This window comes from Nitrosarchaeum koreense MY1 (assembly GCF_000220175.1).
Lineage (GTDB): Archaea > Thermoproteota > Nitrososphaeria > Nitrososphaerales > Nitrosopumilaceae > Nitrosarchaeum > Nitrosarchaeum koreense.
On record NZ_AFPU01000001.1, the window covers coordinates 523232 to 543608 of the forward strand.

Below are 20377 nucleotides of genomic sequence, written 5' to 3' on the forward strand. Positions count from 1 at the left end.
ACGGGATGTAATTTTTGTTGGCAATAAACCCATAATGACATATGTCTCAGCTACTTTGACACAACTTTCAACAAGACATACAGTTACCATTAAAGCTAGAGGCAAAAAAATTACACAGGCAGTTGATGTATCTCAAATGATTGTTAAACGAATGAATACCGTGGGATATGTTATTAGTGATGTACGAATATTATCTGATTCACTTCTTTCTCAAGATGGTAAATTACGTAATGTTTCTACAATTGAAATTGACATTACAAAAAATTAAAACTATTAGAAAATTAATCTTAATATCTGCAGGCATTTTTGTTGTTATCTTGCTATTGGGATTTGTATTATCTTCTTGTGGGATACAACATATTATAATTATTAATGATTTAAAATCGTATGAATCCTCTTTTGATCCTGAATTTTGTGATGGTTTAGTTGAAAGAATTAATTTGTTTAATGTTGAATGTGAACCTAAAGTTGAAATCGTAGATTGTGGTTAAATAACATCTGATATGAATGATATTCCAAAATAAATTAACATAGAACTCAAGACAATCATTAAAATTTTATAATTTCTACTAGAAAGAATTTTAGCACTTTTAGATGCAAGACGTGCTATTGAATACAACCATGCAAAATCCATCCAAATATGTAACGCAAAAACAATTAGTATTCCTGTAAATGCCCATATGAGCATTGCATCTGAAATTAATTTAAAACCAATACTTAACCACCAAATAATAAAAAATGGGTTTAATGCACTAAGAATAATTCCTGAAAGTATTGCTCCATGTTTTGGATTGAATTGTTTTGTATCTTTTCTTTGTAATGTTGTTTTAATCTGTAATCCTGCAAAAACAAAAAGTACCGTAGCTCCTAAAATGGAAATTATAGTTCTAAATTCTGGAAAAATTTCTAATGAAAACACTCCAACTCCTAACAAAATTACTAATGGCAGTTCTACTATTGTATGTCCTATTGCCATTTGTATCCCTGCTTTTCCTCCACCACGCAAGCCTTGTGCTATATTCGCTGCAAATAATGGTCCTGGAGCCATTACCCCTGATACCGAAATCAGAATAACAGTTAATGCAAATTCTGGTATTTGGTTCAATGATTTTCTATTGTTATTGATTACGTTATAAAATAAACCTGATAGTGTTGTAATTTTATTATCTGTAAATTGAATCTTTTATGTTTCGTGTTTCTTCATCTGTTTCTTTAATTGCTAGTTCTGCTTTTTCTGCCTCTTTTTGTAATAATGGGATATCACATGAAGTTCCAGGAATTAATTTTGCTATCCCCATACATAATTCTGCACTTGATCTAAAATCAGGACCAGTTCCATCTGTTTGAAAAAGAACAACAATTACATCTTGATTTGTAATGCTGCCCTCATTAAGCAACACTCCAGGAATTCCTGGAATTGTTCCATGCTGAAGAATTTTTAATCCTGATTTCTTTAATTTTTCTCTTGCAGATTCTGTATTGCCTACAGCAACCATTCCTCCTAATCCTCCCAGAGATTTTACTGCAACACTACTTACCACTAGTTCTATTTTTTGTTTTTTTGCCCACTTGAGCATTGTTCTTGCAATCGTTCTATGTAATGATTCATGAATGGTAAGATAAGATAAGAAAATTGAAACTTTGAGATCATCATTAATAAAAATTCTTGTTGGATAGTTTGGTTTTCCTTCTTTAACAACGCTAATAGTTGGAAAATTGTCTGAATCAATAATTCCTGCTACACTAAACTGTGATGTCTGAATCATTGATTCGGTTGCAATTGCACTAGCAAACCCCATAGAAGGAAATCCATCTATCAGGTATCCTCCTTCTACATTAATTGGTCTTAATTCTTTAATTCTAATTTTAGAGTACAATGTATTATGTTAAGATTTGGTGAATAATAGTTTTTATCCGATTATTTTTTTAATTTTGCAATTAATGCAGCATAAATAAAAGGCAAAATGGTTGTAACTTCTGCATGAAGTGTAGATTGTCTTGCCTGTTGTGTGACTTTTCCCCATGAAATAGCTTCTCTTACAAGTGCACCGCTTAAACTACCATCAAATTCTTGTGCAGTTGTAATATAAAATGCATAATCTAAACCATCTCTGTACTGATTCCACCATAATGTATGGTGTTTTGAAATTCCTCCTCCAATCATCAAAGCTCCTGATTTTTTCGCTTTGAATATCAATCCTGATAATAGTTCTGAATCTGCCGTAATGCTTAATTTAAAATCATTATGTTTTTGTGTGAATAACCATATTTGACTACCTACTGCTCCGTCCATAATCCCAGGTACCACCACATCGATATTATTTTTGTAAGCCCAATACAGAAATGAATTTTCTCCTAAATGTTTTCCAATCATCTTGCATATTTCTGCTGTCGACATTTCTTTTACTCCTTTTTTGTATTCTTCTTCTAAAAATGACTGCATTTTTTCTTCAATGAGTGGACCATAGCTTTCCATTGGCACTAAAATATTTCCAAGTCTGTGAATGTGTTGATCTGCCAATTCTCCATCATCCATAGTGAATGACCCTTCTTTGTAATTTGAAAAATATCTCGCAATGTCATGATCCAAAGCTCCACAAGTTGTAATTGCAACATCAAACCACTTGTTTTTTATCATGTCTTTGATGATCCCTCTTAATCCTGTAGATATTACCGCTCCCACAAAGGACACAAACTTTAGACATTCATTATCTGAAATCATAGTTGTTAAGATATCAAGACCATCTGAAAGATTAACTGATTCAAATCCCCCTGATTTAGATATCTCGTCAAAGATTTTTTCTATCGACGTGTTTGAATCTATTTGAATGTCTTTTACAGGACGGCCGGGCTCTATCATAATGTGATTTTTTTTGAGCTGTATAAAATTCTGCCTTAATCTGTCTATTTTTTTACTAGAAGAAATTCAAATTTATCTTTATAATGCCTTAAACGAGAAACAGATTCACATGATATCAGGCTGAGCCTGACAAGAGATCGTCCTGCTTCTCATCAATATAGTGTATTTTTACCTAAAAAGGAACGCGTATCATTTGTTAGTTGATAATACCTGAATGTTATTGCTTTTGAATTTAAAGTATTACCCTCAATTCATAATATGTCTATTTTTGAATTCTTTATCGTTAACATTCTAAGTCACTATGACTTACATGAATTTTTAATTGATTTAATTTAAAATATGTATTCTGTCCTCCCTCTGATTTTTGATTATATAATTATGAATCATGTAATTAAAAAATATGTGAATTGGAGATTATGCCGTTGTGATTGGAAGAATTTGTACCGGCGGCTCTATCATTGACCTCATCTCAAATCCTGATGAACATCTACTGTGGATTCTCTCTAGTGTTGCATAACTGTATTAAGAACAAATTTGTTGAATCGGTTCATTGTATGTGAAACACGCGTTTTATACTTGAGGATTCATTCCACAATTTCTGCATAATTCATCTGGCATTTTTATCACCTTGTTTTGAAAATTGGATGGATGGAAAAAACTTTCCCATCCACAATTTCATGTGATGTGACAATGTTTGAATGGTTGATGGGATACTTTGAGTAATCATTTCCAATCTCCCTATTCTACTGATACTCTCTTGCCTTTTGGTTTTTCTTCGGCAAGTGACAAGGTCAGCTCCAGTATTCCATTGGTGTACTGTGCCTTGGCTGAATTTTCATCTACTTTATACTTCAATGGAATTTTTGTACTGTATTTTCTGTCTCCGTGTTTGGCAGAAATTTCTACTACTCCTTCTACTATGCTTACATTGATGTCTGATTTTTCAATTCCTGGCATCTCTGTAATCATCTTTAGGGTATGATTTTTTTCGTCAACGGATTCGTCCACATATGGCTCTCTGACATCTAACTCAGTCAGTGAACCCTTAGGCTTTACATTTCCCCATTCTTTTACATGAGGTTTTCCGTTAGGTCCTATGGTCATCTCATAGCCATAGTAATACGGGCCAAATGTTTGAATTTTTGAATCATTTGGAAATTCAAAGACGTCATCCATGGTAAAAAAAGGATCAGACAATCTTCGAAATGCTCTTTCGAATTGGTTATCAAACCACATTTTATTCACCGAGTATATGTAATGTGTATTACATTATATAAATATTTTGCAAATTATGTAAATATATGACTAATTGTCATTTTTATGACAATGTTAAAATATGATTCTTCTGAGTGGTATTCATGCTAAATTCCATTCTTGCATATGAAGAAGTTCAATCAAAACCAAGAACTGAAAGACAGGTGACATATTTTTGTAGATTGTGTAGAGAGTATGGAATAAAAACTCGAAAAGCACATTTACAAAATTACCATAATGCCAATCGGGATACAGTAACAAAGAGAAGCAATCAGGATCTCGTTGATGTTATTTTTATAGAATCTAAATAATGATTGCAATGTTTAGTTATATTTTATTAGCGACCTCAATTAGTATTTCCTATGTCTAAACCATTGAAAGCTAGTTTTATTGATCATATCAATATGGAAGTAAAAGATTTAGAACAAAGTGTTGCATTTTACAAAAATCTTTTTGGATTTGAAATTAAAAAAGAACAACCTGAAGAGAAATCAAAAATTATCGGTAATGCCAATATCAAACTCTGTCTGTATGAGAATCCTGAGATGAAATCTGAAGGTGCAATTGCTCATTTTGGTTTTCATGTTGAAAATTTTGATGAAATAATAATGACATGTAAATCCCTAGGTGTTACAATTCATTATGATGGTCCTGTTCAATTTGAAAAGTCACGTTCCGTATACATAAGTGATCCAAATGGATATGATATTGAGCTAAGTGAAGTTTTTGGAGGTGGATTATGATGAATACACTTTCAAAAATAATGAGACAAACACAATGAATCTACAAGATACTTGTATCCTAGTTACTGGTGGAACAGGATTTATTGGTTCCAGACTTGCAAAAAAGCTACATGATTCTGGTGCAGATATAACAATTCTTACTAGAAGAAAGCAAGAAAATACACCTTTCAAAATAATTCTGGATGATCTAACCAATCCTAATTTACGCTTTGAACAAAAATTTGATGTTGTGTGTCATTTGGCATCTGTGACACCTCTTGAAAAAAATAAAAAAATAATTCAATCTGTAAATTACGATGGTGTGAAAAATCTTTTTTCTGCTATATCTGGCGCTAAATTGTATGTCTATATTTCAGGTCTAGCTGTATTTGATCCAAAATACGACAAAATTATAGAAACAACTCCTAAAAAATCTGATACTGAATTCATTAAAACACGAATCAAGGCACAAGAGTTCCTAGAAGAAAACTGTAAAAAATCAGGAATAAATTTTTCTGTGGCATATCTAGGAGATGTTGTATATGGTAATGGTGGATTTTTCAAATCAATGATACTTGATAGAATGCAAAAAGGTACATTCCGAATCCCTGGAAATGGTAAATATATCAAAAATTTCATTCATGTTGAAGATGTTGTCGGTGCATTAATTGCAGTTATTCAAAAATCAGAAACTGATTCCTATATTTTGACTGATTCTAAGCCTGCACCGTTTGTAGAATTTCTAAATTATATCTCTGACAATCTTGGAGTCAAAAAACCAAAAACGGTTCCAACTGCTTTGGCAAAATTGGTATTAGGTTCTGATGCAATTAAACTGTTAACCCGTTCAGTCAGTGCATCAAATCATAAAATTTCCCAAATCTATGATTTCAAGTTCCCAACTTACAAAGAAGGTCTAAGTAACCTACTTCCTAAATTATGACTCTACATGTATATTTTTTATGAATTAGAAAACTTAAAACCTGCATCCTGTCTTTGATTTTTAAATGGGAAATAGAATCAGAGTAGGTTTAGTAGGTATAGGCAATTGTTTTGCAGGTTTAATCCAGGGAATTGAATACTATAGGCAAAATCCTTCTCAAGAAGTAACAGGTATAATTCATGATAAACTAGCCGGGTATGGAATTCATGATATTGATTTTGTATGTGGTTTTGATGTGGGTGATAATAAAGTTGGAACTCCTCTAAATGAAGCAATTTATGCATATCCAAACATGGTTGATTGGATTCCAAAAGAAAAAATGCCAAAAACAAATGCCAAAGTCTATGAAAGTCCGTTGTTGGATGGAGTAGGAATTTGGGTTGAAAACCGAATCAAACCTCTTGAATCTAAAAAAACCCATGAGCAAATCACTGAGGAAGTAAAAAAAATTCTCAAAGAAAATAATGTTGAAATTATCGTATCTTACTTGCCTGTAGGCTCTGATAAAGTAACAGAATTTTGGGCTCAAATCTGTCTTGACACAAACACTGCTTTTGTAAACTGTATACCTTCCTTTATTGCATCTGATGAAAAATGGGCAAAAAAATTCAAAGAAAAAAATATTCCAGTAATCGGTGATGATATTAAGGGTCAAGTTGGTGCCACAATAGTTCACAGAACACTTGCAAAACTCTGCAGTGATCGTGGAACTAAAATTGAAAAAACTTACCAAATTAACGTAGGTGGAAACACTGATTTCCTAAACATGAAAGAACAAGATCGTTTAGCCTCAAAGAGAATATCTAAAACAGAAAGTGTTCAAAGTCAACTCAAGGAAAGATTAGCCGATGATCAAATTTATGTTGGTCCCTCTGATTTTATTCCATTTTTAGGCAATACTAAACTAATGTTTATGCGAATTGAAGGTAGACAATGGGCTAACATTCCGTACAACATGGAAGTTCGTTTAGAAGTAGATGATAAGGCAAATTCTGCAGGTATTGTAATTGATGCTATCAGGTTGGCAAAGATTGCACTAGATAGAGGAGTAGGAGGACCAATTATTCCTGCAAGCGCATATTTAATGAAACATCCTCTTGAGCAAATGTCAGATGTTCAAGCAAAAAAAGACTGTGAAAAGTTTGTTGAAGGAAAATAACTCAAAATTATTAGATTCTGAATTTATTTTTATTATTTTTTAAAAGAATATCTTTGATATCTTATTTTAGATCAACACTGTGCGTAAAAATATAATCTAATTCTGTTTTTATATTCAATTTAGGCTCGATTTTTAGTATTTCTAATCATTGAAAATCTATGCTAGATCATATAATTTCATAATAACCACCGTTACGAAAAAAATGATATTAAACCAAGAAAAATTAATCAATTATGTCAACTAAACTTGTTAACCATCGATTATCCAACCAACTGAGAAAATAATTTCATTGGTTCATATTAAAAAAGTAGAGATCTTTGGTTTCAAATCGTTTGGCTTTAAAAATACTACAGTTATGTTTGAACCTGGATTAGTCTCGATCTCTGGCCCAAACGGTTCTGGAAAAAGTAACATTCTTGATGCGATCATTTTTGCACTTGGTGAAAACAAACCAAAAATGATGAGAGTAGACAAACTTCGATCTCTTATTCATGATATTGAAGGTAATAGACATGGACCAAAGATGGCCCGATCTAGTGTTCATTTTGATAATTCTGACAGAAAAATTCCTGTAGATTCTGATTCAGTAGAAATTACTAGAGAGATGGATGATAAGGGTGAAAATAATTATTATCTAAATAAAAAACCAACCAATCGAAGTCAGATATTAGATCTATTGGATATTGCAAATGCTGGATTGGGTCAGCTTAATGCAGTGCAACAAGGAACTGTTACTAGGATTTCTGAATTCACATCTGAAGAAAAACGAAAAACAATTGAAGATTTAATCGGTTTATCTTACTTTGATGAGAAAAAAACTGAAGCTATAAAACAACTCGATGATGCTGATAGACGATTAGAAATTGCACTGGCAAAGATGGGTGAAATTAAAAAAAGAATTGATGAGCTTGAAGAAGAAAGAAATCAAAAGCTACGTCATGATATTCTTGAAAGAGAACTAAATCGTTACAAATCTATTGCCGCCTCAAATAAACTACGTCTAATAATAAGTCAAAAAACCTCAAAAGAAGACACATTTAACAAAATTAATACTGAAATTAAGACATTTGACGATGAGCGAATTCAGATTAGAACTGAAATCAATGCTTTAGATACTGAAAAATCAAAATTAATGACTGCTGCAAATGATTACAGTCAAGCTAAGGCCGCTATTGATTCTGAACTAAGTGCTGCAATGGAACAATACGAAATCGATAACAGTGCAATTGTTGCATCAAACAAACGACTACAACAAATTGAAATAAGAATTCCTGAAATTCAAAATGAAATTGAAGTAATTAATCAAACTGGACAAGAAATTAAATCAAAGATTTCACATTGTCAAGAATCAATAAATGAAACTAATGTAAAAAAGAATAAAATCAATGATGACTTAGAAGTTATTGATTCTGAAAGAAATAAAATATTAACAGAACAATCTATTGTAGCATCTAAAAAATCTGAAATCGATAATAAAATAAAATTACTTTCTAATCAACTTAATGATGCAAAACTTAAACTATCAAAAGCCGAAAACGAAAAAGATGAATCCCAAATTAAAATTAAATCCAACTCTACACGATTATCTGAATTGGAACAAGATGTTGTAAAACTTTCTACCTTAAAATTAAGATTAGAAACTATCATTGCTAATCACAATGCATCTATCTCTGAATTACAATCAAGAATAGCAAGATTAAATTCTAAAAAATCAAAAACTGTAAATGATATTGAAGAACTTGATTTAATTTTAGAAAAATCTAGTAAGGCTGCTGCTCAGTATGAATCAAAAATTAAAACTGTAAAAGGAATAATGCATGAAGATTACACTGTTGCTAAACTGAAAGAAGATGCAGATAAGCTTGGCATTCAAGGTTTAGTTTATGAAATGATTTCTTGGGACAAACAATATGAGCGTGCCGTACTAGCTGTAAGTTCTGATTGGATTAAGGCAATTGTTGTACCTGACTTTGCAACTCTACTTGGAATTGCAGAAGTAGCGCGTTCAAAAAATCTACCAAAATTAAAAATAATACCGCTTGACGCAATTCCAAAATTCAAATTAGATTTACCAAAAGATCCTGGTGTAATTGGCGTGCTCTCTGACTATGTGAAATGTGATCAATCTCACTCATCTCTCAAAACATTTCTTTTTGGAAATGTTGTTCTAGTTGATTCTAGGGATTCTGCGTATAGGATCTCTAAACTTGGTCATAAGGCGGTGACTATGTCTGGTGAGTATTTTGAGGCTAAAGGGGGGGCAGTCATTATTGATATTAACTCCAAAATTTCTAAATTGACAAAAATCATCTCGATGAGTACAGATATTGATGGCTTGCTAGAATCTATTGGCCTTCTTAAAAAATATGTTTTAAAGAAAAAACACTCCTTAAAGAAACTTGAAGACTCTATTCAGAGCTATGCCGAAAGATTATCTCTTTCAGAACAAGGTCTTGCATCTACTGATGAAAATTATTCCCATTTGAAATCAAGAATTTCATCTGCAATTAATATGAAGCAGCAATTAACTGAAAGAATTTCCGAATTAAATAAAAGACATGCTACTTTGCTTGTAGATGTATCTTCTGTTGAATCTCATATAGAGTCACTTAACTCAAGAATTACAATTGTTGAAGAAAATTATGCAAGTGGAGAGCAAACACGTATTGCAAACGAATTATCCAAAATTAATGAAAAAAAATCCAACCTTGAAAAACTTTACACTACAATAATGAATGAATATCGTGATAAAGATTCACAATTGACAACATTACAAAATGAAGAAAATAGAAAACAATCTCAAATAAAAAGTCTTAATGATGAAATATCTTCATTAAATTCACAACATGAAGAATTAGAAAATAAAATTAAAGAATTAGAGATAAGAAAAGAATCTAAGACAAGCATACTTGTAACACTTAGAGAAAAAGAACAAGAACTAATTTCTACTTCTGGTTCTTCCATTGGTCAGCTTAAAGAATATGATGATAAAATAAAAACTCTTTCAGAAAAAGACAAAGAACTTACTAAAGAAATTAACTCACTTGAAAGACAATCTGATTCTCTTACTCGTGATTTACATGATTTAAATGAAAACGAAACAAAACTAAATACTCTTTTGTCATCATTTGGATTTGATAAAAATATGGAGACCTTTGATGTCGAATCTATTGTTCATGGCTTAACTGCTGAGTTTAATACTCTTAATGCTCTTAATGCAAAAGCTCCTGAAACTTATCTTGAAGTATCTTATGGTTATCGTTCTATGTCGGTGCGTAAAAATTCATTGGAGGAAGAACGAAATTCTATTGTTAAATTTATTGAAGATATTGAAAAAGATAAACGCCAAACCTTCTTAGATGCATTTGACAAAGTTGACAAAGAAATACGTCTTATCTTTAGTAAAATGACTGGTGGTAACGCTTGGCTTGAATTACAAAATGAGGATGATCTTTTCAATTCTGGCATATCTTATATGATTCAATTTCCAAATAAACCAAAAAGAGAATCAACATCAATTAGCGGTGGTGAAAAAACTCTTGCAGCAATTGTCTTTGTCTTGGCACTTCAAAAATTAAAACCATCTCCATTTTATCTATTTGATGAGGTGGATGCACATCTTGATGCACCAAATTCAGAACGACTCGCTAAAATTTTAGAAGAACGTTCACAAGAGAGCCAATTCATTATGGTCTCTCTCAAAGACTCTGTTGTACAAAAAGCCAAACTAATCTATGGTGTTTATCCAAAAAATGGCGTATCCTATGTTGTTACATACAAAGACAAACGTATGCCTTCAGTTAAAACATCCTAATCTAGATTAACATAACAAGCAACAAAGTGATCTTTTTCTATATTTTCTAAAATTGGTTCAGTTTTGCATTTCTCAATGGCATATGGGCATCTTGCTCTAAATCTACACCCTGAATAAACATCAATGTCGAGAGGATCATTGATTCTAATTTTTTTTTCTTTATTGAGATTTTCCGGATTTGGTTCAGAAATTGCATCAATTAGAGCTTGTGTGTATGGATGCTTTGGTTTTAACAATATTTCATCAATTGCTCCTATCTCTACAATTTTCCCAAGATATAGAATTCCTATTCTTTGACCAAAATGTCTAGCAGTAGCTAAATCATGTGTAATGTAAACAAATGAAATTTGATATCTCTTTTGTAATTCGTGCATTAATTCAAGCATTTCAGCTCTAATTGATACATCTAACATTGAAACAGGCTCATCTGCGATGATTATTTTTGGTCTTAACGCTAAGGCTCTTGCAAGTACTACTCTTTGCTTCTGACCTCCTGATAACATATGTGGATATTTTTTCAGAATATCATCAACAGGTTCTAGTTTTACTTCATGTAATACTTCGTTCACTCTTTTTTTACGGTCGTCTTTATTTCCATTTTTATGTATTTCTAGTGGTTCAGAAACTATGTCTGCAATATTCATTCGTGGATTGATTGAATCATACGGATCTTGATGGATCATTTGACAATTCATTCTAATTTTCTCTAAACTTTTTTTCTCATCCCTGATTTCTTCGTTTTCAAAAATTATTTTTCCAGAGTCCGCTTGAATGGATTTAAGAATTAATTTTGCAATTGTGGATTTACCCGATCCTGATTCACCAGCCAATACAAAAACTTCTCCTTTTTTTAGACTAAATGATATATCATCAACAGCTTTTATTGTAACTGTTTTTGTTCTAAAGATATTTTTTTTAATAAATATCTTCTTCAAATTTTCTATTCTTAGAATTTCATCCAACGTATGGAATTGGATAAAGAGGTATATCAAGAAATATCATTCATGCCTGTTGATTTATCATAAGGCATTTATGTTAAAAAAAGTCTGTTTTATTACTTGAGTAAAACAATTCAAAACAGTCTAAATTATAAAAAATATGTAGTTGATTCTAAATTGCAATATTTTAAACCCAATTCTGCTAAAATTGAAAAGAGTTTTGCAGATGAAGTTTCTTTTAGTCTAACTCAAAATTCTAAATTCATCAGCCCTAAATTTTTTTATGATAAAAAAGGTTCTGAATTATTTGAAAAAATATGTGATTTATCTGAATACTATCCTACTAGAACCGAAATTAACATACTCCAAAATCTAAAAGAAAATTTTGCTAAATATGTTGATCATTCCTTTAGATTAGTCGAACTTGGTAGTGGTTCTTCGGTTAAAACAAGGCTGATTTTAGACATTTTAAATAAATTTCAAGAGAAAATTGAATATTTTCCAATCGATATTTCTGAAATTTTGACTGAAAGTTCTTCTTTACTTCAAAAAGATTATGAAAATTTGCATATTACTGGAATAATTGATACCTATGAGGGTGGTCTTGAATTTATAAAAAATTATGATAATAAAAAAAATCTAATTATTTTCTTAGGTTCTAGTTTTGGAAATTTTGTTCCTGAAGATGGGAAAAAATTTCTGAAAAAAATCAACTCTACTATGAAATCAGATGATTTATTTTTAATTGGTTTGGATTTAGTAAAAAATAAAGAAACTTTGGAAAATGCATATGATGATTCTAAAGGAATAACCGCACAGTTTAATCTTAATGTCTTATCTAGAATCAATGACGAATTGGATGCCGATTTTAATCTAAATAATTTTAGCCATTATGCAAGATATAATGAAAATAAACAAAGAATTGAAATGTATCTGAAATCTTTAGTGGAACAATTTGTTGTTATCCAAAAAGCCAATCTTTCAATAACATTAAAGAAAAATGAATTAATTCATACTGAGCATTCACACAAATACAAATTATCCCAAATTAAAGAATTAATGACCCAAACTGGGTTTGACATTAAGCATATTTGGTTAGACGAAAATAATTACTTTGCATTGACTTTGGTATCCAAAAGATTTTAGTTCTAATTATTTTCAACACATCTGAATCCAGAAAATAGCCATCTTTCATCCAGTCTGAAAAAATTTCGATAACTTCCACGAACAGACATCTTTGGCGTTCCAAATGAACCACCTCGTAATACTTTTTGATTTGTAAACCACTTATCATTATATTCATCAAATCCAGATCTGAATCCAGGATAACCTGTAAACTCTGATGCTGTCCATTCCCAAACATCGCCAATCATTTGATGACACCCTGATGAACTTATCCCACTAGGATATGATCCAATTTCTGTACATCCCCAATGATATGATTCTAATAAATTGGCATTTTGTTCTGTTGGAGGCTCATTTCCCCAAGGAAATATTGTTTTTTGTTGTTTTTCTTCATTCCAACAAGCAGCTTTTTCCCATTCTGCTTCTGTTGGCAGTCTTTTTCCTACCCATTTACAATATGCATCTGCTTCATAATAGCTAACATGGCATACTGGTTCTTTTGGATTTAATTTTCGGGTTCCTAGAAAATCTCTAACTTTCCATTGACCGTCAATTTTTTCCCAATACATCGGTGATTTCCAATCATTTTCTTTTACTTTTTCCCATCCGTCAGATAGCCAATGTTTGTATGTATCATATCCACCATCCTCAATAAATTTTAGATATTGTTCATTGGTAATCGGAAACACATCAATTGAATAATTTTCTAAATACACTTTGTGTTCTGGTAGTTCAATATCATAACAATATTCATTACCATTATACCCCATTGTGTATATGCCTCCTTTAATTTGAACTGATTTTTGTTCAACACTTTTTGATTTTGGCATTTCATTTTTTTTGATTGGTCTGTATTGTTCTGCCAATAAATGTTGTAAATCATACACTAGTAATTCTTGATGTTGACACTCATGATGTAATCCTGTTATAATTAATTTTATTGCGTTGTCGTTTAACGAATCTGATTCGATAAGATGATTTACTCTTTGACTAATTGTATTAAAATATTGAAAAATTTGTTCTGTTGTTGGTCTTGATATGACCCCTCTTTTGCCCTTGTCATGAGGAACTCCAAATTGTTGATAGTAAGAGTTTAGATACTCTGAAAATTCTTTAGAGTAGAATTCATATTTGTTGTTTATTTTACTCATAATTGCTTCGTAGATCCAACTCACATGACCGATATGCCATTTTACAGGACTAGTAAAAAATGCAGTTTGTACTATGAAATCATCTTTTTCAAGAGTTTTTACTAATTCTAAAGTTCTGTTTCTTGTTTCTTTGAATTGCTCTAAAAGTGATTTATTTTCTTCCACATTTGTGGCAGTTTTCATTTTTTAATAACCTCTTGCAAAAATTGGGGTTTCTTTGCTTTGTTCATTACAGTAAATGCATTTTCCATTAGTGTTTTCACTACCAAATGGAATTACTCTTATGTCTGCACCAGTTTCCTCTTTAATTTTTTCTTCACATTCAGTTTTACCGCACCAATATGCATTGAAAAATCCTCCTTTTCCTATTTTTGATTTGAATTCTGAATATTCTGAAATATTTATTGTATTTTGTTTAGCTTTCACTTTTGCAATTTCTAACATGTCTTTTTGTATTTCGTCTAATATTGTGGATATTTTTTCAATTTCATTGAATCCTATGCTTATTTTTTCTCGATTGTATCTTTTTGCTAAAACAATTTGTTGTTTTTCAATGTCTTTTGGACCAATCTCTATTCTTAATGGGATTCCTTTTAGCTCCCAATCATTGAATTTGTAACCTGGTGTTAGTTCGTTTCTATCATCTACATGAACTCGAATTTTTTTAGATTCTAGTTGTTGACGAATTTCATTTAATTTTGGAAATATAACATTTTTTGCATCATCAGATTTGTAAATTGGAACAATTACTACCTGAATTGGCGCTACTTTTGGTGGAAGCACGAGACCTTTGTCGTCACCATGTACCATGATCATTGCTCCTATCAGTCTCCATGATACTCCCCATGATGTTTGCCATGCAAATTGTTCCACATTATCTTTATCTGAAAATTTTACTTCAAATGGTATTGAAAAGTTTTGTCCTAGAAAATGTGATGTTCCCATCTGAAGTGCTTTTCCATCTGGCATTATTGATTCCATAGTGGTAGTGTATACCGCTCCTACGAATTTTTCTTTTTCACTTTTCTTGCCTGTAACTACCGGAATTGCTAATTCATCTTGAACCGTATTTTTATAAATTTCAAGAATCTCAATAACTTCTTTTTCAGCTTCCTCCTTAATTGCATGTACGGTATGGCCTTCTTGCCATAAAAATTCTGAAGTCCTAAGAAATGGTTTTGTAGCTTTTATCTCTGCTCTTAATGCTGTATTCCAAAAATTAATTTTAAGAGGTAAATCTCTCCAACTTTGAATCCATTTTGAATACATTGTATATGCTAAAGTTTCTGAAGTTGGTCTAAGTGCTAATCTATCCCCTATTTCATTTTCTCCTGAATGTGTAACCCAAAATACTTCTGGATTAAAACCTGCAAAATGTTTTTGTTCTTTTCCTAAAAGTGATTCTGGAATTAAGATTGGAAGAAAACCATTTCTAATTCCTTTTTTAAAGAATTTTTCATCAAATGTATTTCTTAATGATTCCCAAATAGAGTATCCATCAGGTCTTAATACTATTAGTCCTTTAACTGGTGCATAGTCTGCTAACTTAGCTTTTAGTACGACTTGTGTATACCACTCACTGAAATCTGCCTCTTTTGAAACTGTAATTCCAATATCCTCTTTACTCAAACTAGAATTCAAAGAAATAATTTTACTAATGAGCCTTTCGTGATGATTGTACCTGTTTTGTTTGAATTTCTTTTATTTTAAAGGGTCGCCTTTACAGAGGACTTTACCCATTACTCTGCTTTGAAAATTGGGGCAAACAAAACACTGGATAAATTGAATATCTTCTTTTAATACCGGGCATTTTACAAATTCTTGCTTCATTTTTTTAAGCATTTTTGGGCTGACTCCTTTTAGTTTTAATTTTCCTTTGTCATCCATCATGCCTGATTCTTTAAGCTCATTTTTGACATCTTCTGGAAGTTTTTGTTTATCTTCTGTCATGTCGATTGTTACTTCGTATTTATGTTCTAACTCTTCCATGAGATAACCTATCATCAACCTTGATTTATTACTAGCGTTTTTGATACTAGAAAAAATTATACTTTAATATCTTGAACCATTTTGATATTAAATACCTTCTAACAAATATCGAATTTTTATAAAAACAAGTATTATCGTGATTTTTTAATATATTTAATATAAAATATCCTAGAATTTCTGGTTTGCGTAAATATTGTATGTAATTCAATACACATACGGTTCCTTATGTTTACAGAAAGTTATTATCTAATATGAAAGATAAACGTCAGATTTCTAATGATAAAGAAAAACCTGCCTCAAAAACATTGGCGACTTCAAAATCTTTGGAATCTAAAAATAAAACAATTGAAGAAAAACGACTAAAACTTGCATTAGGCCTACGTAAGTTCTGAAACTTTAGAATTATTTTGGTTAATGCGATCATTTAATGTATCTCGGCATATTGAGTGTGAATTTACACTCAACTTTAATATAATTAGTAATTTTTTTGCAAATTAGAAAACAATTGCTGGCAATTTTTGATGTTGAAGGAGTTCTATATGATGCAGAATATCTTCCAATTCTTGCAGAAAAACTCCATAAAGAAGATGAAATTTGGGAAATCACAAAAAAAGGCATACAAGGTGTGATAAATTGGGAAGACGGTCTTAGAACAAGAGTTGAAGCATTGAAGGGACTAGATTATGAGACATGTAAAGAAATTGCAGATGCATTACCAATAATGACTGGTGCAAAAGAGGCGTGTAGAGTTCTAAAAGCCGCAGGATGGAAACTATTAGCTGTTTCTGGTGGATTTACAATAATGACTGACAGACTAAAAAAAGAATTAAACTTGGATTATGTCTATTCCAATGAATTGGTATTCAAAGATGGTAAACTAGATGGACTTGTATTACATGTAGATTCTGATAAATCAAAATCCGCAAAAATAAAAATTGCAGAATGGAATGAAAAGAAAGAAGATATCATATGTGTTGTAGATGGTGCAAACGATGTCAAGTTATTTGATATATCTGGTTTAGGAATTGCATATAGAGCTCAGGATGTTGTAAAGGATTTGGCAACTACCACATTAGAAGAAAAAGATCTTTCAAAAATCCTTGATATTATAAATAAACACTATCATCTAACACTTGAAACTCAAACTCCTGCATAAACAATATCTTACTCTATTTTTACAACTAATGTAATTGCAAATCATTCCTATACACATAGAAAAAGAAATTGAACCTGATGAGGATTTATCTGAACTAATAATAAATTCACAGGAAGTATATGATGGCGATGTTTTAGTTATTGCTCAAAAAATAATCTCTAAACAAGAAGGCCGTATAGTTGAACTCTCATCTGTAGTTCCTTCATTATTAGCTGAAGGCATTAGCTCCGAATATGAAAAAGATCCGAAGATCATACAATTAATTCTAAATGAATCAAAACAAATTATACGAATGGATCGTGGAATAATTATAGTTGAAACAAATAATGGATTTATTTGTGCAAATGCTGGTATAGATGAAAGTAATGTTCCAAATGGATATGCAACTCTACTTCCGCTTAACTCAGATCTTTCTGCATACTCTATTCGTAATGAAATATTGAAAAAAACCAACAAAACAATTTCTGTTATAATCTCTGATACATTTGGTCGTCCATTTAGAATGGGGCAAACTGATTGTGCCATTGGAATTTCTGGTATGAACCCAATTCTTGATTATGCTGGCACTAAAGACTCTTTTAACAAAACATTACGTGTAACAGCAATTGCAATTGCTGATGAATTATGTAGTGCGGCTGAATTAGTTATGAAAAAAACAACCAGTTGCCCCGCTGTGATCATACGTGGTTATGATTTTAAAAATGAATCATCATCCATAAAATGTCTTATTCGTCCAGAAAAAGAAGATCTATTTAGATGAGTAGATATTTGCAATAGGATTATAATCAAAGAATACAATTTTACATTTAATTGATTATTAAAACTGAATTACATTGTCACAACTTATTCTCAAATTTTCATGTGGGGGATAAAGAAGCACCATATGATTGTGATATATCAATAAGAGATCAACTTGAACGCTCTTTTCATTTAGGATTAGGTGCAATCTTTGTTACCAATCATAATACTTTGGATGGATACCGCCAGTTATTACAATATAAAAAAAATCATTCAAAATTTCAAAATATTGAAGTTTATCCTGCAGAAGAGATCACAACTGATACTGGAGCTCATGTTCTGGCATATGGGATTCATGATGCTATAAAGCCTGGAATGACTTTGGATGAGATTATTGATCAAGTAAAAAGCCAAGGAGGTGTTTCATCTGCCCCACATCCATTTAGTTTACTTGATGCTCTCCGTGATGATGCTAAAAAATGTGATATGGTTGAGGTTTTCAATAGTAATAATATTGATATTCTTTCAAATGCTAAGGCTACCCAATTTGCAATGGATAATAAAATGATACAGGTATCTGGTAGTGATTCTCATGTTCTTTCAACATTAGGCCGTTGTGTGAATTTGATAGATTCTGAAAACAACCTTGATAGTATATTATACTCAATGAAACATGGTAAAATTGAAATTTTGCAAACCGGTTATGCATTACAAAATGAAACACTTGATCATCTAAAATACAAAATTCATAATTCAAAAGATTACCTGATAGATTATATCTCTGAGCATTATCCTCATGCAAAATGGCTTTTGACTTTTTTGCTAAAAATATATGATATGAATCAAAATAGCCATGTATGGGCTTTATTTTATAAAATTGCATTATTCTTGATGAAGAGAATTTCTCAAAAAATTAATTTTCAAAATCATGATCCTGGATTTATGAAGGACCGAAATCTTACGACTATGTTTAAAATGGCGTTGTAATTAATTAGATGTAATAAAAATATTTACTATGGTAATTTACAAAATCAAAAACTAACAAAATAATGTTTTAACTTTTTATAACTTTGAAATAAAATTTATCTGTTTGATGGTTTTTATATAATTTAAAAAATACTTAACATTGTTAACTAATTCTTATATTGTTTAATTACTCAATATTAATACTAAAAGTATGAATTAAGTGATGATAAAAATGATTCTCATAGAAAAGCTTTTTTTCATAACTGTGATATCAATTGGAATTCTTGCAGTGATTACCATTCCACCTTCATTGGATTTTTATTTTGAAAGTAACTATCATCTGATTAAAAAAACACCTGTAAATTCGGACGATAATGTATTAAGTATTAAAAATAATGATATCGCAAAAAAACTCATATCTGATGACACTTCTCAAACGATTTCAAATACAATTCCGTTAGATGTAGTTTATGAAAACTTGGAAAATTCTGTTGTACAAATAACTAGTACTGTTATAGAAACACATTCAAACATAATTATTAACGGAAATCCGGTTGAGCAGCAATCGTCTAGGCTCGGTTCTGGATTTGTTTATGATGAACAAGGTCATATAATTACAAACTATCATGTTATTTCGGATGTTTCTACTGTTGATGTTTCACTTTCAAACGGTGATGTTTTTACTGCTAAAGTGATTGGTACAGATAAATTAAATGATATTGCAGTATTGCAATTAACAGATGATTATTCTAATGAATCTTTAGCTCCTGTATTATTTGCAGATTCATCACAAATCAAAATTGGTGATCAGGTAATTGCAATTGGTAATCCTTTTGGATTGAGCAATACAATGACAACTGGTATAGTAAGTCAAACTGGGAGATTACTTCCAAATCAAAATCTTGGGTTTTCCATTTCAAATATAATTCAAACAGATGCCGCAATTAATCCTGGAAATTCAGGTGGGCCATTATTGGATAGTAATGGAAATTTAATTGGAATGAATACTGCTATAGAATCTAAAGTAGGTGAATTTACTGGTGTAGGTTTTGCTATCCCATCTAACACCATTAAAAAAATCGTACCAGTTTTAATTAAAAAAGGGGAATATGATCATCCTTGGATAGGAATTTCTGGAGTCACACTTTCTCCTAAATTAGCAGAAAAATTACAACTACCAAAAAACTTCAGAGGCGCTTTAATTAATGATGTAGTAGATAATGGTCCTGCTGAAAAAGCTGGTATTAAAGGTGCATTGTATAAATCAAATAGAGAAATTTCTAATGCTGATATTATCATTTCAATTGATGATACTCCCGTCAAAAGAATAGATGATATTATTTCATATGTGTCTGAAAATAAATCTGTAGGTGACAAAGTTTCTTTCAAAGTGTTTAGAGATGGTAAAGTAATTGATATTGATGTTATACTGAGTAAGAGGGAAACAACTAATGGATAGTGTTTTATAAAATGATTATTGAATTGATTTAATTAGCTTAGATTAACTTTGGTAGTGTTTTTTGCTAGTAATGGATATTATTTATTAAAATAGATATTAATAT

At 31.0% G+C, this 20377-nt stretch carries 21 protein-coding genes; 13 read left to right on the forward strand and 8 right to left on the reverse strand.

What is annotated here, in order from left to right; all coding sequences use genetic code 11:
* Positions 1 to 10 precede the first annotated feature (10 nt).
* Both MY1_RS10145 and MY1_RS03025 read left to right on the forward strand, forming a co-directional pair.
* Entirely contained in the window at positions 11 to 268 is a 258-nt protein-coding gene (locus tag MY1_RS10145) for a DNA-binding protein (RefSeq protein ID WP_338038918.1), read from the forward strand.
* Positions 249 to 491: a hypothetical protein gene (locus tag MY1_RS03025; RefSeq protein ID WP_048109577.1), complete on the forward strand. Its 243-nt coding sequence runs from the start codon at positions 249 to 251 to the stop codon at positions 489 to 491. Before MY1_RS10145 ends, MY1_RS03025 begins: the two co-directional genes overlap by 20 nt.
* Here MY1_RS03025 and MY1_RS03030 read toward each other — a convergent pair.
* The 4 genes from MY1_RS03030 to hsp20 all read right to left on the reverse strand — a co-directional run bounded on the left by MY1_RS03030 (position 488) and on the right by hsp20 (position 4096).
* Positions 488 to 1105: a LysE family transporter gene (locus MY1_RS03030; RefSeq protein WP_048109579.1), complete on the reverse strand. Its 618-nt coding sequence runs from the start codon at positions 1103 to 1105 to the stop codon at positions 488 to 490. The two genes, MY1_RS03025 and MY1_RS03030, sit on opposite strands and share 4 nt — an antisense overlap.
* A gap of 58 nt (positions 1106 to 1163) precedes the next feature.
* On the reverse strand, positions 1164 to 1877 hold the full coding sequence (locus MY1_RS03035) for a proteasome assembly chaperone family protein (RefSeq protein WP_007550151.1): 714 nt from the start codon (positions 1875 to 1877) through the stop codon (positions 1164 to 1166).
* Positions 1878 to 1918: 41 nt separating this feature from the next.
* Positions 1919 to 2860 (reverse strand): deoxyhypusine synthase, encoded by a 942-nt coding sequence (locus MY1_RS03040; RefSeq protein ID WP_007550152.1) that lies wholly within the window; start codon positions 2858 to 2860, stop codon positions 1919 to 1921.
* A gap of 738 nt (positions 2861 to 3598) precedes the next feature.
* Entirely contained in the window at positions 3599 to 4096 is a 498-nt protein-coding gene (gene hsp20, locus MY1_RS03045; protein WP_007550154.1) for an archaeal heat shock protein Hsp20, read from the reverse strand.
* 122 nt (positions 4097 to 4218) lie between these two features.
* Between hsp20 and MY1_RS03050 the strand changes: the two genes are divergently transcribed.
* From MY1_RS03050 to MY1_RS03070, 5 genes are all read left to right on the forward strand, one after another.
* A complete protein-coding gene (locus tag MY1_RS03050; RefSeq protein WP_007550156.1) occupies positions 4219 to 4425 on the forward strand; it encodes a hypothetical protein in 207 nt (68 codons plus the stop codon).
* Positions 4426 to 4476: 51 nt separating this feature from the next.
* Entirely contained in the window at positions 4477 to 4857 is a 381-nt protein-coding gene (locus MY1_RS03055; protein WP_048109581.1) for a VOC family protein, read from the forward strand.
* On the forward strand, positions 4847 to 5779 hold the full coding sequence (locus tag MY1_RS03060) for an NAD-dependent epimerase/dehydratase family protein (protein WP_052296738.1): 933 nt from the start codon (positions 4847 to 4849) through the stop codon (positions 5777 to 5779). Before MY1_RS03055 ends, MY1_RS03060 begins: the two co-directional genes overlap by 11 nt.
* A 64-nt stretch (positions 5780 to 5843) precedes the next feature.
* Entirely contained in the window at positions 5844 to 6938 is a 1095-nt protein-coding gene (locus MY1_RS03065; protein WP_007550162.1) for an inositol-3-phosphate synthase, read from the forward strand.
* Positions 6939 to 7227: 289 nt separating this feature from the next.
* Positions 7228 to 10752 carry a chromosome segregation SMC family protein gene (locus tag MY1_RS03070; RefSeq protein WP_007550163.1) on the forward strand — a complete coding sequence of 1175 codons (3525 nt, stop codon included), beginning with the start codon at positions 7228 to 7230 and terminating at the stop codon, positions 10750 to 10752.
* Here the strand turns inward: MY1_RS03070 and MY1_RS03075 are convergent.
* Complete coding sequence (locus MY1_RS03075; protein ID WP_007550164.1) at positions 10749 to 11714, reverse strand: ABC transporter ATP-binding protein; 966 nt, start codon at positions 11712 to 11714, stop codon at positions 10749 to 10751. The two genes, MY1_RS03070 and MY1_RS03075, sit on opposite strands and share 4 nt — an antisense overlap.
* 96 nt (positions 11715 to 11810) lie before the next feature.
* Between MY1_RS03075 and egtD the strand changes: the two genes are divergently transcribed.
* Positions 11811 to 12836 carry an L-histidine N(alpha)-methyltransferase gene (egtD, locus tag MY1_RS03080; RefSeq protein WP_007550165.1) on the forward strand — a complete coding sequence of 342 codons (1026 nt, stop codon included), beginning with the start codon at positions 11811 to 11813 and terminating at the stop codon, positions 12834 to 12836.
* 2 nt (positions 12837 to 12838) lie between these two features.
* Here egtD and egtB read toward each other — a convergent pair whose 3' ends face one another.
* From egtB to MY1_RS03095, 3 genes are all read right to left on the reverse strand, one after another.
* On the reverse strand, positions 12839 to 14149 hold the full coding sequence (gene egtB, locus MY1_RS03085; RefSeq protein WP_007550166.1) for an ergothioneine biosynthesis protein EgtB: 1311 nt from the start codon (positions 14147 to 14149) through the stop codon (positions 12839 to 12841).
* Positions 14150 to 14152: 3 nt separating this feature from the next.
* Positions 14153 to 15595 carry a proline--tRNA ligase gene (gene proS / locus MY1_RS03090; protein ID WP_007550167.1) on the reverse strand — a complete coding sequence of 481 codons (1443 nt, stop codon included), beginning with the start codon at positions 15593 to 15595 and terminating at the stop codon, positions 14153 to 14155.
* 72 nt (positions 15596 to 15667) lie between these two features.
* Positions 15668 to 15955: a hypothetical protein gene (locus MY1_RS03095; protein ID WP_007550168.1), complete on the reverse strand. Its 288-nt coding sequence runs from the start codon at positions 15953 to 15955 to the stop codon at positions 15668 to 15670.
* Positions 15956 to 16206: 251 nt separating this feature from the next.
* Between MY1_RS03095 and MY1_RS09660 the strand changes: the two genes are divergently transcribed.
* From MY1_RS09660 to MY1_RS03115, 5 genes are all read left to right on the forward strand, one after another.
* On the forward strand, positions 16207 to 16347 hold the full coding sequence (locus tag MY1_RS09660; protein WP_007550169.1) for a hypothetical protein: 141 nt from the start codon (positions 16207 to 16209) through the stop codon (positions 16345 to 16347).
* A gap of 113 nt (positions 16348 to 16460) precedes the next feature.
* Positions 16461 to 17111, forward strand: coding sequence for a phosphoserine phosphatase SerB (gene serB / locus MY1_RS03100; RefSeq protein ID WP_007550170.1), 651 nt, complete (start codon positions 16461 to 16463; stop codon positions 17109 to 17111).
* A gap of 34 nt (positions 17112 to 17145) precedes the next feature.
* Positions 17146 to 17871, forward strand: a complete 726-nt coding sequence (gene cofE, locus MY1_RS03105) for a coenzyme F420-0:L-glutamate ligase (RefSeq protein ID WP_007550171.1) — start codon at positions 17146 to 17148, stop codon at positions 17869 to 17871.
* A gap of 50 nt (positions 17872 to 17921) precedes the next feature.
* Entirely contained in the window at positions 17922 to 18836 is a 915-nt protein-coding gene (locus MY1_RS03110) for a PHP-associated domain-containing protein (RefSeq protein ID WP_007550172.1), read from the forward strand.
* A gap of 211 nt (positions 18837 to 19047) precedes the next feature.
* A complete protein-coding gene (locus MY1_RS03115; protein WP_048110340.1) occupies positions 19048 to 20274 on the forward strand; it encodes a S1C family serine protease in 1227 nt (408 codons plus the stop codon).
* The last annotated feature ends 103 nt before the right edge of the window (positions 20275 to 20377 follow it).

Coding starts and splice junctions, on each gene's coding strand:
- egtB (WP_007550166.1), bottom strand. CDS start 14,149: ATGAAAACTGCCACAAATGTGGAAGAAAATAAATCACTTTTAGAGCAA.
- MY1_RS03065 (WP_007550162.1), top strand. CDS start 5,844: ATGGGAAATAGAATCAGAGTAGGTTTAGTAGGTATAGGCAATTGTTTT.
- MY1_RS03050 (WP_007550156.1), top strand. CDS start 4,219: ATGCTAAATTCCATTCTTGCATATGAAGAAGTTCAATCAAAACCAAGA.
- MY1_RS03115 (WP_048110340.1), top strand. CDS start 19,048: ATGATTCTCATAGAAAAGCTTTTTTTCATAACTGTGATATCAATTGGA.
- MY1_RS09660 (WP_007550169.1), top strand. CDS start 16,207: ATGAAAGATAAACGTCAGATTTCTAATGATAAAGAAAAACCTGCCTCA.
- MY1_RS03055 (WP_048109581.1), top strand. CDS start 4,477: ATGTCTAAACCATTGAAAGCTAGTTTTATTGATCATATCAATATGGAA.
- MY1_RS03095 (WP_007550168.1), bottom strand. CDS start 15,955: ATGGAAGAGTTAGAACATAAATACGAAGTAACAATCGACATGACAGAA.
- MY1_RS03040 (WP_007550152.1), bottom strand. CDS start 2,860: ATGATAGAGCCCGGCCGTCCTGTAAAAGACATTCAAATAGATTCAAAC.
- hsp20 (WP_007550154.1), bottom strand. CDS start 4,096: ATGTGGTTTGATAACCAATTCGAAAGAGCATTTCGAAGATTGTCTGAT.